Below are 16251 nucleotides of genomic sequence, written 5' to 3'. Positions count from 1 at the left end.
AAATTATTGAAGTTATGAAGAAGTTAACAATCGCGCTTGTAGCGCACGACAACCGTAAGGCTGACATGGTAGAATGGGCTGTTCACAATGCTGAATTTCTGTCCCATCATTACATTGTATGTACCGGAACAACCGGAGGTTTGGTTCGGCAGGCTATGGAAGAAAAAGGTGTACAGTCGGAAATAACCTGTATGCATTCCGGGCCGCTCGGTGGCGATGCTGAGATCGCAGCAATGGTAGTGCGTAAAGAAATCGACCTTGCCGTATTCCTGATCGACGACCTGAACCCACAGCCGCACGAAGCCGATATCCAGATGTTGCTTCGCCAATGCCGCGTTCATAACGTACCTATTGCCTGTAACCGTTACAGTGCCGATCTGATGATCACAAGCACACTGTGGGATGATGACAGCTATGTCCCCACAGAACCGAAATATGTCTATTTTAAAAGAGAATAAGAATGTGCCAATAAACAATATGCCAATGTGCCAATTAGTGGGTGCATTGGCTTTTCATTGGCACATTGGCATATTCGCAAATTAATAAATTATTTATATGAAATTGAATATTGCACTGCTCCCCGGTGACGGAATCGGTCCCGAGATTATCGAGCAAGGAATGAAAGCCGTTAAGGCCATTTGCCAGAAATATGGCCATGACCTGAGTTACAAACAAGCGTTGGTAGGTGCCTGCGCGATTGATGCCGTAGGTAATCCTTATCCCGACGAAACGCACGAACTCTGCATGCAGAGCGATGCTGTTTATTTCGGCGCTATCGGCTCTCCTAAATATGATAACGATCCGTCTGCCAAAGTACGTCCCGAACAGGGACTGTTGGGGATGCGCAAAAAACTGGGTCTGTTTGCCAATATCCGCCCGGTCACAACATTCCCTTCACTGCTGCATAAATCTCCGTTGCGTGCCGAACTGGTGGAAGGTGCGGACTTTATGTGTATCCGTGAACTGACAGGCGGCATGTACTTCGGACGTCCGCAGGGCCGGAGTGAAGATGGGAATACAGCCTATGACACTTGCGTTTACAGCCGTGAGGAAATCGACCGTATCGTTCGTCTGGCTTATCAGTATGCGCAGAAACGCCGTAAGAAGGTGACGGTTGTAGATAAGGCGAATGTCTTGGCTACTTCCCGCTTGTGGCGCCAGGTTGCACAGGAAATAGCAAAGGAGTTTCCGGATGTGGAGACCGAATTTATGTTTGTCGACAACGCTGCCATGCGGTTGGTTCAGTGGCCGAAGAGCTTCGATGTGATGGTTACGGAAAACATGTTCGGAGACATTCTGACGGATGAGGCTTCGGTTATCACCGGCTCGTTAGGTATGCTGCCTTCCGCTTCTATCGGCGTCCATACTTCCGTATTCGAGCCGATTCATGGTTCATGGCCGCAGGCTGCCGGAAAGAACATTGCCAATCCGTTGGCTACTATTCTGAGCGGTGCCCTGATGCTTGAATATGCTTTCAACCTGATGGAAGAAGGAGCTTTGATTCGTGAAGCGGTTGCTGCCTCTATGGATGCAGGTTTCGTTACCGAAGATATTGCCGACGGTGCAAAATCCTATTCAACAAGCGAAGTGGGCGATTGGATTGCCGACTATATTGCAAAGAAATAAGTATTTTCTATTGGACGCAGATTTCTCAGAGTCTGCGTCCTTTTTATTTATTATTTGGCAAGTTTCATTAACTCTTTGATGACCTCTTTATCATATCCCATCGATTCGGCTTTCTTAAAGTCGATGGCTGCCCGTTCCTTTTCGTACTGTGCCAGTTTAATCTTGCCTCTCAGCACGTAGAGAGCTGCACTCGGTTCGCTTTCAGTAAATACTTTTTCGATGTCCGCCATGGCACGTGCATTCTTTCCCATCATAAAATACAGGTCTGCCCGTCCTTCGTACAAGACCCAGTCGCGAGGCATTTCACCGATCAGGTAATTGAAGATCCGTTCGCTTTCGGTATAGTTGCCACGCATCTTTTCCAGAATGGCATGACCAAGACGGGCACGGACGGATTTTTCGTTTATCAGTAGAATCTTGTCGAAGTCCTGTTCCGCCCACATGTAATTCTTTTGTTGGATATAGAGTAATCCGCGGCAATAAAGCGCTTCTTGATGCTCGGGATTTTCAATCAGCAGCGTGTTGTAGTCGTTCAAAGCCTTTTCCGTTTCGCCTAATTCCGTATAGAGGGATGCCCGGTTTTCCAGAATGGTGATGTTATTGGTATGGCCGCTCAATGCGGAGGTATAGGATATGAGTGCATCCTCCAACTTCCCCTGCCGGCGCTGTATAGTTCCTAAGTTGGTGAGCAAGGCGTAATTCAGCGGGTTTGCCGGTTCTTTGCGCATAGCGGCTTTGAGACTTTCTTCTGCGGATACCAAATCATTTTTGTCGACAAAATCATAGCTTTTCTCAATCAGCTCTTCATAAGACTGTGCAAAGCTGTTTCCCATAAATAGGAACAAACCTATAATAATCAAGAAAGTCCTCATTCTCTATTGTTTATATCTGTTATTTGACCGGGTACAAAACTACGTAATTAAATCGGTTCTTCGTCTGAATAAAAAAACTTTATACCTTTGCTACAAATTCTAATACTTTTTGAACGTTTGATTGTTGTATGAATAGTAAGAAATTCAATAAATATAAATAATTATGATTTTAGCAGCCATTGACTTTTCACATGGAGTGGAAGGTATTTTAAATTCCCTGATGACCCAAGGGGCGGCATTAGGATGGACGCTGATTAAGGCGTTTTTAGTTTTTATAGTCGGACGACTACTGATTAATCTGGTGAATAAACTGATTAAAAGAGTCTTATTGAAGCGCGATATCGAGCCTTCGGTAAAGAGTTTTGTCGGGAGTCTGGTGAATGTCGTACTGACTATTCTTTTGATAATCTCGGTTGTCGGGGCTTTAGGTGTTCAGACGACTTCGTTTGCAGCTTTGCTGGCGTCTGCCGGTGTCGCTGTCGGTATGGCTTTAAGCGGTAACCTGGCCAACTTCGCGGGAGGATTGATTATTCTTCTGTTCAAGCCTTTTAAAGTCGGAGATTATATCGAGGCGCAAGGGATAGGAGGGACTGTCAAAGAGATACAGATCTTTCACACTATATTGACGACGCCGGACAATAAAACGGTTTATATCCCGAATGGTTCGTTGAGCAGTGGAGCGGTTACGAACTTCAGCCGGCAGGATACCCGTCGCGTCGATTGGACATTCGGTGTCGATTATGGGGAAGACTATAATAAAGTAAAGCAGGTGATTGAAACGATCCTTTCACGTGATTCCCGCGTTTTGACTGATCCGGCACCTTTTGTTGCTTTGCACGCTTTGGCAGATAGCAGTGTGAATGTTGTCGTCCGTGTGTGGGTGAAAAGCTCGGATTATTGGGATGTTTATTTCGGGATAAATCAGGCAGTTTATGAGACATTCAATGCCGAAGGTATCAACTTCCCATTCCCGCAACTCACTGTACATCGGGCTAATAACTGATTTGTCCTTAAAAGAAAAGGATTTGTTCAATAATCGATAGGTTTGGTTCGGTGTCTTCAGGGAAGACGCAATTTTAAACAAAAAGATTTATCTTTGTCAATCAATAAAAAAGAAAGCAATCATTAATGATTTAATGAATACAAGATATTTAGAACTTTATTTCATTGCTTTAGTATTATTATTTGATTATAAGAGAAAAACAATTCCTGGCCCGTCATTCCGATGACGGGCTTTTTTTATTTATAGCATGAATAATCGTGTTTTTGTACAGTATGTCCTATGATAAGTATCTTTTGGCTTTTATTATAAGCTTATGAAACTGAAGTTTTATATCTTTGTCACTGTTAAGTAATTGAATGATTAAACAATTTGCATATGAATAAACATTTTACACTTTTAGCTGCGGCTTTGATGACAGTAGGAACTTTTACTGCGGCGAATGCGGCAGATGATAATCCAAGTAAAGATTGGACTGCAGGTAATTATTATTACTTGAAAAATGGTAGTGACAAGTATTTGTCGCTGGATGGAAATAAGTCTGATTCTGTTGTCGTAAAAGCAATCCCTTCATTTGTTGATGTAAACAAAGCTGCTCGTGATTCTGCTTTATGGGAAATTGTAGGAATAAATGAAACGGCAGGAACTGTTTATCAGTTTAAAAATAAAAAAACGAATGCTGTTTTGTCATTTGCTGCATCTCAAGAGGCTAAACCTGTTTTAGCGGCAGGAGTAGATAAATGGACGTTTACAGATGGAGGAGGTTTAAGTGCTTCACTAAGTGACGGCAGTAAAATGATATTAGCTTTAAATGATGATGGCAGTGTTGCTTTTACTGGGGAAGCTTTGGACCTGACAGTCACTGAGCCTGACACAATGACCATGACTCCACAAGATCTTGGTGATGGCTTCAGCACATTCCAACTAATATTTGATGATAAATATGAAGGAAATATCTTTACTGGCAAAGATTTGATAGCCAATTCTGTAGGGAATAACGGTTTTATGACTCTACAAGTGAAAGGTGATGAAGCCTATTCAAATGGAGTAAAGAAGTTTTTAGGTGTTGATACACTCAAAACAACAATTAACAATCAGCAGAATGTGTTTGGTGCAGGGTTCGCTTTGGATTCAACTCGCAAAGTTTTGCGTCCGAATGAACTTTGTCAGCATTTTAAATTTGTTGTTAATTTGCAGAATGATTCAATTGCTATGTTTGTAGCAGGTGCTCCTGATTTTGATGACGATTTAAAAGTTAAAGAAGCAGAGGGTGATACAGTTCGTGTTGTTTATGCTCAAACCGGTAATACCAAGGTTTTAACTGTTTCTAAGTTTGGAGCAAATGCCCAGCCTATACAGGGAAAACTTCCTATGATTGGAGTTGCAAAGGGCACTCCTGTTACGATTCCGACAGGTTCCGGCGTTTATTTCTTGAAGAAAGTAAGTAAGGGTGCCGACAATGGCAAGTATTATGTTGCAAAGAAGGCCTTTATGGGAGGTGACAGTGTTCCGTCGGTCAATCAAGTGAGAGGGCAATGGTATATTAAAGAAAACAATGGCAAATATTCTATTGTGGACCGTGAGTCGGATTCTGACCTGATTTTAGATAAGGAAGTTTTCGCAGTGCAAGGGATGGAGGACACTTACTTGATTGGAAGCGATTCCATCACAGTTGAACAGATGAATGTTGATCTGAAGAATAAATATTTAGGTTCGTTTGTCGCATCCGAACAGGATTTGGTGAATAAGGGATATTACCTGAGCCTCTTTTCCGCAACTCCTGGTGTACCGGAACTGTTTATGTATGCAAGCGATTCTATATTGAAGGGAAGTGCAGTAGATATGCAGCTCTTTAAATTGTTCCCGATGAAACCTGTAAAAGTGGCTGGAGCCAAACAATTGGGAGATACAGTTTCGGTGATTCCTTATCAATTGGGCGGCTATTTCCTGGATGGTAAAGTGGCTAAAGACGAAGAAAAGGGTGTATTGAAGTTCTCGACGACATCAACTCCTCTTTCTTTCCGTTTCCTGTCTGATGCCAACGGACAATTCTATTCAATGGCAACAGATGCTGACAACAAGTATGTAGGAATTGATGTCAACACTTCCAACCTGCAATTGACGAGCACTAAGACAATTGTGAATATAGCACCTGTAGATGCGCCCGAATATGCAACATTCGAAGCCGGACATAAGCGGTTGGTTTCTGATGGTAATTCTTTGGTCATGAATCCGCTTAATCTTTTTGCACAGATGAAAACGGAAGGTAGTGAGATCACGAAAGCTACTTACGAAAAAGATAATTTCAGTTTGTGGGTTGAACCGGATACGATGGTTGCCGGCAAGCAACTCTATCTCATCTCTTCAGGTAGCGAGACAGGAACACGCTATTATATGTCGGTAAAAGATACTTCTTTTACAGGGATAAACTATGATAAGTATGCGATGTTCGTAGAGGATAATGACACAATCAAGACAATGAAAGACAGTCCGGCTTTATTTGCTTTCAAAGTTAATGAGCATGGTGGATATCTCTTGGAAAACTACAAGGAATTGAAGAATGGGGGCAAGCCGTATGTTGGCGTGGTGAATGGTTTTGTTGTGTTGGAACAATTCCCGCACGTAGCATTTGAAGTTGAAACTGCTTCCGCTCCGACTCCTAATGAAGAAATAAACGTTTCTGAAATTAAGGTAATCAGCAGTGACGGCCAGGTAATCGTAACGAATGCTTCCGGCAAAAAGATTACGCTGTCTAATATCCTGGGTCAGACAATCGGTGTTCGCAGAGCAAGTTCCGAATACTTCTCTATGCCGGCAACATCAGGCATTGTACTGGTAACAGTGGAAGGTGATACCACTTATAAAGTAATTGTAAAGTAAAGAATTGTAATCCGATAATAGAAAAGGCGGCTTCCGGTAACGGGAGCCGCCTTTCTTTATGGCTATGATAGAACGGGAACTCTTATTCCCCGCCCGAAAGTTTCTTTTCCAGATATGCCAGTTTTTTGATCGCCTTTTCCTTCTCTTTCGTCAGTTTCTCAATGTCGCTTAATACTGTTGCCAGTTCATAAGTCGAAGCAATTGCTTTCTTATCGGCATCGGCTATATAGAGAACATAAGGTTTGCCGCCGGTATATTCCACTTTGATACGCTCTTTCTGGTTGGCAAAGATGAACTTGACAGCATCTTCACATTTCTCTCCCTGATAGGTGACAACTTCCGTTGTATTTCCCAAATCCTTGAATCGGTAGTTCAAACCACCGTCATAAGGGATAGCGGGAGTTTCGGCGAAAAGTCCGTCCTTCGTACTCAGCTTGATGCCAGTATGGTTGAGCGGGTTGGCTCCGAAATAGACGCTTGCCAGATACATTTCGCCTTTCTCGTTTACACCCGAACGGATGTAACAGCGTTGGATGTTACGTTCGATAGTCTGCTGTTTGGAGACGTAGTTGCCGATCTCGTTGTAAGCGGAATCTTTCTCCAGGTTGAAGCCTTTCTTCAGGCCTTCCAACTCCTGTTGCCGGATCGGAATCAGACTGTCGCAAAAGGCCAGGTTGCGCTCCGCCTCTTTTTGTTCCACCTGGCGCATCAAGGTCAGACCTTCTCGGATAACCTTGAATTCTTTCGGATACAGGATGCGGATACTGTCTATCTCGCTCTTGGCGGCAAAGAGTTCGTTCCGTTCATACATATTCCGGGCACTGTCCAGCCGCGCCTGCGCTTTCTTTTCGTCATTGTTGCAACCGGTCAGTGTTACGGCTGCAAGTGCTATACAGATTGCTGACTTCTTCATTATGATAAATCTTAATTGTCTATTTCTTATTCTCTTAATCCGTTTCAAAAGTAGACATAAAAACTGAAAAAGAGTAGATTCGATCTTACATTTCTATTGAAAGCCTGCAATCACGGCTGTGTCTTTGCTGAGCTAATGAGATCAGTTCTGTTATCAGATTTGTATATGAAATGCCGGTTTGTTCCCAGAGCTTCGGATACATGCTGATTTCAGTGAATCCGGGCAAAGTGTTAATCTCGTTCAATACAAACTTATTATCTTTTGTAAGGAAGAAGTCGACTCGTGACATCCCTTCGCAACAAATTGTTTCGCAGGCTTTTATTGCGCATTTTCTGATCTCATTGGAAAGAGCTTCGTCTATTTCGGCAGGTATTTGCAGTCTGGCTCCGGACGAACTTATATATTTGGCGTCATAAGAATAGAAATCTTTAGTCGCTACAATCTCTCCGACAACAGATGCGCGCAGTTGTTCGTTGCCTGAAACGGCACATTCGATTTCCTTTCCTATAATGGCCTCTTCTACCAGGATTTTATTATCATATCGAAAAGCTGTCGATAAAGCAGCCTTGAACTCATTTTCGTCCGTTACTTTGCTTACTCCTACCGAAGAACCTGCGTTCGCCGGCTTGATGAAAAGGGGAAGTCCTAAAGTGGATGTGATTTCAGTAAATGAATGTTCAAGAGGTATATGTTTATATAATGTATAGGAGTTGGCGACAGGGATACCGGACGCTTTCAGCAGGCGTTTGGTTACATCCTTGTCCATTGCTATGGCAGAACCTAATACATCGGGACCGACAAAAGGAATATTCATGGATTTGAGTAATCCTTGCAAGGTTCCGTCTTCTCCATTTGTTCCGTGTATGATTGGAAATGCAAGATGAAAACCGGTTAGGACAGTGTTGGCTTCGAGGCTGACAACATGAGTGGAATCATTGGCGGAATGAGACAGGTAAACCGGCGTTGCGTCTGTGAAATAATCATGATTGGCCAGGTCTATGTTCCCGGTTTCGTAACTGGTGTTATAGAACCAATTGCCGGCTTTGTCGATCCCGATCAATAATGGGGTGAACTTAGTCCTGTCTATGGCATTGAATATATTTGTTGCGGACTTTAATGAAACTTTATGTTCGGCTGATTTCCCTCCGAATATAATGGCTACTGTTGTGTTCATGTATGTATAAGTTATTTGTATCTAACGGGGCGCAAATATACTACTCTCCCCGCAAGAATTTGATTATCTTTGCAGGCAATTTATCGGAAAAGGATAAATAATAGTATTTATGTATATAGAGCAAGAAGACATATTAAAACATATTTCAGCGAAGCCCTTCCGGTTGGTTTCGGAAGCGGCGGACGAGTTAGGGGTTGAGGCTTATGTGATAGGCGGTTATGTGCGGGATATTTTTCTGCGCCGTCCGTCCAAAGACATCGATGTTGTAGCCGTAGGCAGCGGTATCGAACTGGCAAAAGCAGTGGCCAGGAAGTTGGGACGCGGCGCCCACCTTTCCGTATTCAAGAATTTCGGCACGGCACAGGTGAAAGCCGGCGATCTGGAACTGGAGTTTGTCGGTGCACGCAAGGAGTCTTATACGCACGACAGCCGCAAACCGGTTGTCGAAGACGGTACGCTCGAGGACGACCAGAACCGCCGCGACTTTACGATCAACGCCCTGGCCCTTTGCCTGAACAAAGACCGCTACGGCGAGCTTGTCGATCCGTTCGACGGGCTGACCGATATGGATAACCTGCTGATCCGCACGCCGCTCGACCCGGATATCACATTCAGCGACGACCCGCTGCGCATGATGCGTGCCGTCCGGTTCGCCACCCAGTTAGGCTTCTTTATCGATCCCGACACGTTTGATGCGATCGAGCGTAACAAGGAGCGTATCTCTATCATCTCCAAGGAGCGCATTGTGGATGAATTGAATAAGATCGTCCTCTCGCCCAAGCCCTCTGTCGGCTTTGACCTGCTGGACCGTTGCGGCCTGTTGCCTTTGATTTTCCCGGAACTTTGCGCCCTGAAAGGCGTGGAGACGAAAGAAGGCATCGGGCATAAAGACAACTTCGCCCACACGCTGATGGTGCTCGACCGCCTGAGCAAGACGACCGATAACCTGTGGCTCCGCTGGAGTGCGCTTTTCCATGACATAGCCAAACCGGCGACGAAACGTTTCGATCCGCGTTTAGGCTGGACGTTCCACAACCATAATTTCATCGGGGAAAAGATGATTCCCGGTATCTTCCGCAAGATGAAGCTGCCGATGAACGAGAAGATGAAATATGTTCAGAAGATGGTCAGCCTGCACATGCGTCCGATTGCCTTGTCGGACGACGAAGTGACGGATTCCGCTATCCGCCGCCTTCTGTTTGATGCGGGAGACGACATAGACGACTTGATGAAGCTCTGCGAAGCCGATATCACCAGCAAGAACCCCGAAAAGGTGCGCCGCTTCCTTGCCAACTTCCAGAAAGTCCGCAGCAAGCTCGCCGAGATCGAAGAGAAAGACCGCGTCCGCAATTTCCAGCCGCCTGTAACGGGAGAGGAGATCATGGAAACTTTCGGCCTGCCGCCTTCGCAGCCGGTCGGTGTGCTGAAAGAAGCGATCAAGAACGCGATCCTCGACGGCGTGATCCCTAACGAACACGAAGCCGCCCATGCTTTTATGCTTCAGAGGGCGGAGAAGATGGGACTTAAACCGGTTGGGAAGTGAGGGCAAAGCCTCATTTCTTCCCCGGTTTTCCCTTTAGCCGTTTAAGGTCTTCATTCAATTCCTTAATGCTGTTCAAATGCTCCAATGCGCGCTGTACCTCTTTATATTGGGTATATTCGTGTTCCGCCTTTTGTACAGCCAGTTGATGGGAAATGCGTCCGGCATCTTCTAAAATGCTTTTCTCATTCATCGTCAAGACTAACTTCAGCTTTTCCACCCAGTCTTTCATATACATCGGCTTATGGGCTATCGCTTGTGCCTCCGCAAAGGCAAGGAATTGTTCGACGATTAGTTTTAGCATGTTGATTTCTTCCTCGTTCAGATAGTTCTTGCCGATGGCGATGTCAGATTTAAGCACTTTGTCCGGATGGCTTGTGGAAGTCAATCCCATCATCGGCAGCGAAGCGTTTGCCCGATAGTAAATCAGTTCTGCCGCAGTCTTTCCGCTGACCGCCCAAAGCAGCTTGTTTTGTACTTCTTTATAAAAAGAAAGCGTTATTTCGTCGGATGGGTCGTAGTCAATGCTTGTTGCATAAATGTCTTTGATCTGCTGATAAAACATCCGTTCCGAAAGCCGGATCTCCCGGATACGTTCCAGCAACTCCCGGAAATAATTCATGGAAGAGCCCGTTTTGAAACGCTCGTCGTTGAGGGCAAAGCCTTTGATAATGTATTCGCGAAGCCTTTGTGTAGCCCAGATACGGAACTGTGTGCCTTGTTGTGACTTTACGCGGTAGCCGACGGAGATGATGACGTCAAGGTTGTAGAAGTTAGTACTATATTCTTTTCCATCTTCGGCAGTTGTTCGGAAATTCCGAACAACTGCATCTGGATTTAGTTCTCCCTCTTCAAAGATATGTTTAATGTGTTCGCTTATTGTCGCTTTGGATTTCCCGAACAACGTACAAAGCTGTGCTTGTGTCAGCCATACGGTTTCTCCTTCAAACAGAACATCAACTTTGATGGTCCCATCCTGGGACTGGTAAATTAGTATTTCGTCTTGTCGATCTTGCATGATTCTAAATTAGCTATCCGATTACAACAAAGATAGTTTATTATTCCGACCCTCTAACCGTTTCTTCCTTATATTTTAACTCATCCATCACATTCCATTACCTCTTTTCTGGCATACAATTAATCGTCCGCCGCCCAGTGAACGATCGTCCGCTTGGCGGTGAACGATCGTCCGGCGGCAAGCGAACGATCGTTCGGCGCCAAGCGGACAACTTGCGGACAACATAGAAAGTGCTAAAGGATAGAAGTGAAAGAGCTAAGATGCAAGGATGAAAAAGTTAACAGATAGGAGGATAGAAACGCCTGTTCCCGCGCTTGACGCGGGATCGCAGTAGAACCGGCAGTATAAATAGCTGATTGATAGGGATTGCCCCTTTGCGATCCCGCGTCAAGCGCGGGAACAGGTAGTTGAAATGGTTGTGGGGAAAAGTGTCAGGAGTTCAATCTCTCCACCGTCTTTACCCCCTTTACAGCATTGATCTTCTTGGTCAGCATGTTCAACGTCGTAGTGTCGCGCACAGTGACGGTGAAGTTCCCCTGGAAGATGCCGTCTACCGAGTCGATGTTGAGGGAGCGGAGCGAAACGCCGGCTTCTTTGCTGATGACGGACGTGATGTTGGTGACAATCGCGATGTCGTCGCGGCCGATCACGCGGAGCGTTACGATGTAGCCGTTATCTCCCTTGCCGCTCCATTTCGCCTGAATGATGCGGTAGCCGAAACGGCTGAACATCTCCTGTGCGTTCGGGCAATCCATGCGGTGTATCTTGATGCCTTGCGTGGAGACGAAACCGAAGACTTCGTCCCCGTAGATCGGGTTGCAGCATTTCGCCAGCTTGTATTCGATGCCCGTCAGGTTCTTGTCGATTACCAGGACATCCTTGTTGGAGGCGATCTCTTCCGCCTCGGTTGTCGTGATGTATTCTTCGGCGCTCCGGACTTCGGTATGGTCGTTTATCTCCGTTTCGCGGCGGAGTTGTTCCAGGTATTCGTCGATCGCCTGGTTCGGGTCGAGGCGTTCCTCGGCAATCTCGACGTAGAAGTCGGTGACGGTCTTGAAACCTTTCTTCTTGATATAACGCATCAGGACCGGTTCGTCCATATCGATCTTCCGGTTCTTGAAGCGGCGTTGCAGCATCTCTTTGGCAAAGTCTACCGCTTTGGCCGTCTCTTCGCGGAGCGCCTGTTTGATCTTCACACGCGCTTTGGAGGTGACGACGATGTTCAGCCAGTCGCGTTTCGGCGTCTGGGTCGGCGCGGTGACGATGGAAACCGAGTCGCCGTTGTTCAATACATATTTAATAGGGACATTCTTCCCGTTTACCTTTGCCGAGACACATTTGCAGCCTAACTTGGTATGGATGGCGAAAGCGAAGTCGAGCACTGTCGCCCCTTTGGCTAACTTGATCAGTTCGCCGGTCGGGGTGAAGACATATATTTCGTCTTTGTAGAGGTCCATCTTGAAGTCCTGCATCAGGTCGAGCGGATTATTCTCCTTCGTCTCCAATGCGGCGCGGACGGTGTTCAGAAATTCGTCCAGGCCGTTCTCCTCTTTCACGCCTTTATATTTCCAGTGGGCAGCCAGGCCGCGTTCGGCGATCTCGTCCATGCGGCGGGTGCGGATCTGCACTTCCACCCATTTGTTCTGCGGGCCCATGACGGTGATGTGCAAGCTCTCGTAACCGTTTGTCTTTGGGATGGAGATCCAGTCCTTCATGCGTTTCGGGTTCGGCTGGTACATATCGGTGACGATGGAATAAACCTGCCAGCATTCCGAACGTTCCTTTTCAAGCGGCGTGTCGAGGATGATGCGGATGGCAAACAGGTCGTAGATGCCTTCGAACGGGATGTCCTGCTTCTTCAACTTGTTGTTGATGGAATGGATAGACTTGGTGCGCCCTTTGATGTCGAACCGGAGGCCGGCTTCCTGCAACTTCTTTTGGATCGGGGCGATGAACTCGGCGATGTAGGCATCGCGCGAACGCTTCGTCTCGTTCAGCTTCCGTTTGATAAAGTCGTATTGCTTGCGGTCGGTATATTTCAGCGACAAGTCTTCCAGTTCGCTTTTGATCGTATAAAGTCCCAGTCGGTGGGCAAGCGGCGCATAGAGGTAAGACACTTCCGTCGCTAACCGTTTGCGGTCCTCATCATTCCTGAGCTGTTTGCCGAGGCGCATGAGGCAGAGGCGGTCGGCAATCATAATCAGGATCACGCGTACGTCTTCGGCAAACGAGAAGAGCAGCTTGTGGAAGTTCTCCGAGTCGACCGCCGTGTTGCGGGCGTAAAGGTCGGATGTCTTCAGCAGCCGCCTGATGATCAGGGCGACGTCGTCGTCGAACGTATCCTTTACTTCGTCCAGCGTAATGATCTTTTTCAGCACCGGGCGGTAAAGCAGCAGGGCGATGACCGATGTGCGTTTCAGCCCGATCTCTACGGTGGCGATCAGTGCCGTGTCGATATTGCGTAACAGGCCGTTAATGCCGTTTTTGTCTCGTCCGTAACAATCCAGGGCCACAACACGCTGCATCAGTTCCTTCATCTTACTCAGGTCTTCTTTTTGCAGGAAAGAGTATAGATGGCGTAGTAGTTGCTTATACTTGCAGAAAAGCTGCTTTTTCTCCTCTTCGGTAAAGAACGGTTGTATATCCATAGTTGTCTGTCTTTTTACCGCCTTTTCGGGAGCGGTCCGTAAAACATACCGTAAAAGTAAGTTTTTCTGCGAATATCAGCGCAATTCTAATGGTATTTTTATACATTTGCGATATACAAAGTCCGGAAGGGCTTTGTCGCGTATCTGATTATTAACTCATTAAAACGATATACTATGTTAAACGCAAAAGACTTAGAGTTACTGGCAGCTAAAGGCATCAGCGAGCAGCAGATCGAAGAGCAGTTGGCATGCTTCGTAAAAGGATTCCCGTTCCTGGAAATTACGGCTTCGGCCTCGGTGGAGAAAGGAATCATGGTGATCCCGCAGGAAAAACAGGCGACTTATATGGATGCCTGGGATGCTTATCTGGCAAAGAATAAGAAGATTGTGAAGTTCGTGCCTGCATCCGGTGCGGCAAGCCGTATGTTCAAGAACCTGTATGAGTTCCTGTCTGTCGACTACAACGAGCCTCAGAATGCGTTTGAAAAGAAGTTCTTCGACGAAATCAAGAAATTCGCTTTCTATGATGCGTTGAATAAGGCTTGTATTCATAACGAAGTAAAAGATATTCCCGCTTTGATGGCGAACGGCGAGTATAAAACGATTGTCGCCACCTTATTGGAACCGAAAGGGCTGAACTACGGACAACTCCCGAAAGGTCTGTTGCTTTTCCACTCTTATCCGCAGACTGCCCGCACGGCGATGGAGGAACATCTGGCGGAAGGGGCGATGTACGCCAAGAACAATGCCGGCGAGGTGAATATCCATTTCACGGTATCGCCGGAACACAAGGCGTTGTTCGAACAGTTGGTGGCTGACAAGACGGGCGATTACGAAGAGAAGTTCTCCGTAAAATACGATATCTCTTTCAGTGTCCAAAAACCGAGTACGGATACGGTTGCTGCCGATATGGAAAACAATCCGTTCCGCGACAAGAACGGTAACCTGTTGTTCCGTCCGGGCGGCCACGGGGCTTTGATTGAAAACCTGAATGATGTCGATGCCGATGTGGTGTTTGTGAAGAATATCGACAATGTGGTGCCGGACAGCTTCAAATGTTCGACTGTCATCTTCAAGAAGGTGATTGCCGGCGTGCTGGTTTCTTTGCAGGAACGTATCTTCAAATATCTGGAACTGATCGACAGCGGCAAGTATTCGCACGACCAGGTGGAAGAGATGATCCACTTCCTGCAGGAAGACTTGTGCGTAAGGAATCCGGAAACGAAGTTGCTGGAAGATGTCGAGTTGATTCTTTATATAAAGAGCAAACTGAACCGCCCGTTGCGTGTATGCGGCATGGTGAAGAATGTGGGTGAGCCCGGCGGTGGTCCGTTCCTGGCGGTAAATCAGGACGGAACTGTTTCCCTGCAAATCCTCGAAAGCTCGCAGGTTGACCTGAAAGATCCCGAGAAGAAAGCTATGTTCGAACAAGGCACGCATTTCAACCCCGTAGACCTGGTTTGTGCGCTGAAGAACTATAAAGGCGAGAAATTCAACTTGCCGGATTATGTGGACAAGAACACGGGCTTTATCTCCTATAAGAGTAAGGACGGCCGCGAATTGAAAGCGTTGGAACTGCCCGGCCTGTGGAACGGCGCGATGAGCGACTGGAATACGGTCTTCGTTGAAGTCCCCATCGAAACCTTCAACCCGGTTAAGACGGTGAACGACCTGCTGCGCCAGGAACATCAATGATCAGTTGAAAATAAAAAGTAACCGTTAACGCCTTAGCGTGTCATAACGGCTTGACCTGCAACTTCGGACTAAACTGATTTCCAGTGATTAGAATGAGATGACGGGATGAGCTTATCAGGACACGGTAAGGCGTTGATGTTTATTTACCTAAGAGTGACTGTTTCATTCTTGCTATATCTCGCAGGTAATCTTGTAAATCCTGTTCATGTTCTTCTTCCATAGCCAGGATGTGTTTGGCTATATCGCAAGTAGTGAAGTCTTTGCCATCTGTAAATTCGGCAATCTCCTGATAACGTACGATCGCGCAACGTTCGGATGAAACATTCTGGTTTAACAGGCTGACAACATCGAAGTCGGTCGGGATGTCGTATTTGCATCTGGCCAGTTCAGACCATTTTTTCGGGTCTAATACAGGAACACCTTCCAGTTCGATAATGCGGTCTGCCAACAATTTAGCATGTCCCAACTCTTCTTTTGCGTGTTCTTCAAATTCTGCTTGAACGTTTGCACGCATGGCCCCTTCTGCGACCAGAGCACCGATCCAATATTGGTAATAAGCTAACCATTCTTCGGATAATGCTGCGTTCATCTGTATCAACAGGCTGTCTACGTCTAATTTGTCCTTAAGGATCTTAACACTTTCTTTTGCCATGATTGTAAAATTTAGTTTAGTATGTATAGCGCTTAAATGCTTTTTAGGAACAACTGGCAGATATATTTGTTCATTTCTTTTTTCTTATTCATCTATCAATTATCCGGGGCTTATTGTAAAAACCTCATTTTTGCCTCTCGCTCGGCCTCCAAAAGCGAACAAATGTTAATCCGCTTTTTTGCCGTCAAAAAGGGACTTTTTCCTCTTTTTTGAGCGTTTTCCCCAATTACGAC

The 16251-nt window shown here is 46.1% G+C and carries 12 protein-coding genes; 6 read left to right on the top strand and 6 right to left on the bottom strand.

The features are described from left to right. Positions 1–14: 14 nt before the first annotated feature. Together DWW90_RS15960 and leuB are read left to right on the top strand one after the other, a co-directional pair. On the top strand, positions 15–458 hold the full coding sequence (locus tag DWW90_RS15960; protein ID WP_115500122.1) for a methylglyoxal synthase: 444 nt from the start codon (positions 15–17) through the stop codon (positions 456–458). Positions 459–555: 97 nt separating this feature from the next. Further along, a complete protein-coding gene (leuB, locus tag DWW90_RS15955) occupies positions 556–1626 on the top strand; it encodes a 3-isopropylmalate dehydrogenase (RefSeq protein ID WP_115500121.1) in 1071 nt (356 codons plus the stop codon). A 50-nt stretch (positions 1627–1676) separates the two neighbouring features. On the opposite strand, the gene DWW90_RS15950 is transcribed toward leuB, so the two are convergent. Continuing rightward, entirely contained in the window at positions 1677–2498 is an 822-nt protein-coding gene (locus DWW90_RS15950) for a tetratricopeptide repeat protein (protein WP_115500120.1), read from the bottom strand. A 220-nt stretch (positions 2499–2718) separates the two neighbouring features. Between DWW90_RS15950 and DWW90_RS15945 the strand changes: the two genes are divergently transcribed. Both DWW90_RS15945 and DWW90_RS15940 read left to right on the top strand, forming a co-directional pair. Beyond that, a complete protein-coding gene (locus DWW90_RS15945; RefSeq protein ID WP_233547782.1) occupies positions 2719–3501 on the top strand; it encodes a mechanosensitive ion channel family protein in 783 nt (260 codons plus the stop codon). A gap of 375 nt (positions 3502–3876) precedes the next feature. Beyond that, positions 3877–6378 (top strand): DUF6383 domain-containing protein, encoded by a 2502-nt coding sequence (locus tag DWW90_RS15940; RefSeq protein ID WP_115500118.1) that lies wholly within the window; start codon positions 3877–3879, stop codon positions 6376–6378. Positions 6379–6460: 82 nt separating this feature from the next. Here DWW90_RS15940 and DWW90_RS15935 read toward each other — a convergent pair whose 3' ends face one another. Together DWW90_RS15935 and ddlA are read right to left on the bottom strand one after the other, a co-directional pair. After that, positions 6461–7291, bottom strand: coding sequence for a hypothetical protein (locus DWW90_RS15935; RefSeq protein WP_122345679.1), 831 nt, complete (start codon positions 7289–7291; stop codon positions 6461–6463). Between the two features lie 85 nt (positions 7292–7376). Next, positions 7377–8465, bottom strand: coding sequence for a D-alanine--D-alanine ligase (gene ddlA, locus DWW90_RS15930; RefSeq protein ID WP_122345678.1), 1089 nt, complete (start codon positions 8463–8465; stop codon positions 7377–7379). Positions 8466–8574: 109 nt separating this feature from the next. Here ddlA and DWW90_RS15925 point away from each other — a divergent pair, with 109 nt between their 5' ends. Then, the gene (locus DWW90_RS15925) at positions 8575–10008 is read left to right on the top strand and encodes a CCA tRNA nucleotidyltransferase (protein WP_115500116.1); all 1434 of its coding nucleotides are present in this window, start codon (positions 8575–8577) and stop codon (positions 10006–10008) included. Between the two features lie 10 nt (positions 10009–10018). On the opposite strand, the gene DWW90_RS15920 is transcribed toward DWW90_RS15925, so the two are convergent. After that, entirely contained in the window at positions 10019–11023 is a 1005-nt protein-coding gene (locus DWW90_RS15920; RefSeq protein ID WP_122345677.1) for a virulence RhuM family protein, read from the bottom strand. A gap of 431 nt (positions 11024–11454) precedes the next feature. Then, positions 11455–13671, bottom strand: coding sequence for a bifunctional (p)ppGpp synthetase/guanosine-3',5'-bis(diphosphate) 3'-pyrophosphohydrolase (locus DWW90_RS15915; RefSeq protein WP_122345676.1), 2217 nt, complete (start codon positions 13669–13671; stop codon positions 11455–11457). A gap of 174 nt (positions 13672–13845) precedes the next feature. Here DWW90_RS15915 and DWW90_RS15910 point away from each other — a divergent pair, with 174 nt between their 5' ends. Further along, entirely contained in the window at positions 13846–15366 is a 1521-nt protein-coding gene (locus DWW90_RS15910) for a DUF4301 family protein (protein ID WP_122345675.1), read from the top strand. A 139-nt stretch (positions 15367–15505) separates the two neighbouring features. Here DWW90_RS15910 and DWW90_RS15905 read toward each other — a convergent pair whose 3' ends face one another. Then, positions 15506–16018 carry a ferritin-like domain-containing protein gene (locus DWW90_RS15905; RefSeq protein ID WP_115501406.1) on the bottom strand — a complete coding sequence of 171 codons (513 nt, stop codon included), beginning with the start codon at positions 16016–16018 and terminating at the stop codon, positions 15506–15508. Between the last annotated feature and the right edge of the window lie 233 nt (positions 16019–16251).

The sequence above is a fragment of the Parabacteroides sp. AF17-28 genome (assembly GCF_003479205.1).
Lineage (GTDB): Bacteria > Bacteroidota > Bacteroidia > Bacteroidales > Tannerellaceae > Parabacteroides > Parabacteroides acidifaciens.
This window is presented reverse-complemented; position numbering and strand designations above follow the sequence as displayed.

What these genes read in the sequence shown, in the direction of transcription:
- DWW90_RS15905 (WP_115501406.1), bottom strand. Translation starts at nt 16,018, where the DNA reads ATGGCAAAAGAAAGTGTTAAGATCCTTAAGGACAAATTAGACGTAGAC.
- DWW90_RS15920 (WP_122345677.1), bottom strand. Translation starts at nt 11,023, where the DNA reads ATGCAAGATCGACAAGACGAAATACTAATTTACCAGTCCCAGGATGGG.
- DWW90_RS15915 (WP_122345676.1), bottom strand. Translation starts at nt 13,671, where the DNA reads ATGGATATACAACCGTTCTTTACCGAAGAGGAGAAAAAGCAGCTTTTC.
- ddlA (WP_122345678.1), bottom strand. Translation starts at nt 8,465, where the DNA reads ATGAACACAACAGTAGCCATTATATTCGGAGGGAAATCAGCCGAACAT.
- DWW90_RS15950 (WP_115500120.1), bottom strand. Translation starts at nt 2,498, where the DNA reads ATGAGGACTTTCTTGATTATTATAGGTTTGTTCCTATTTATGGGAAAC.
- DWW90_RS15960 (WP_115500122.1), top strand. Translation starts at nt 15, where the DNA reads ATGAAGAAGTTAACAATCGCGCTTGTAGCGCACGACAACCGTAAGGCT.
- DWW90_RS15935 (WP_122345679.1), bottom strand. Translation starts at nt 7,291, where the DNA reads ATGAAGAAGTCAGCAATCTGTATAGCACTTGCAGCCGTAACACTGACC.
- DWW90_RS15925 (WP_115500116.1), top strand. Translation starts at nt 8,575, where the DNA reads ATGTATATAGAGCAAGAAGACATATTAAAACATATTTCAGCGAAGCCC.
- DWW90_RS15910 (WP_122345675.1), top strand. Translation starts at nt 13,846, where the DNA reads ATGTTAAACGCAAAAGACTTAGAGTTACTGGCAGCTAAAGGCATCAGC.
- leuB (WP_115500121.1), top strand. Translation starts at nt 556, where the DNA reads ATGAAATTGAATATTGCACTGCTCCCCGGTGACGGAATCGGTCCCGAG.
- DWW90_RS15940 (WP_115500118.1), top strand. Translation starts at nt 3,877, where the DNA reads ATGAATAAACATTTTACACTTTTAGCTGCGGCTTTGATGACAGTAGGA.
- DWW90_RS15945 (WP_233547782.1), top strand. Translation starts at nt 2,719, where the DNA reads ATGACCCAAGGGGCGGCATTAGGATGGACGCTGATTAAGGCGTTTTTA.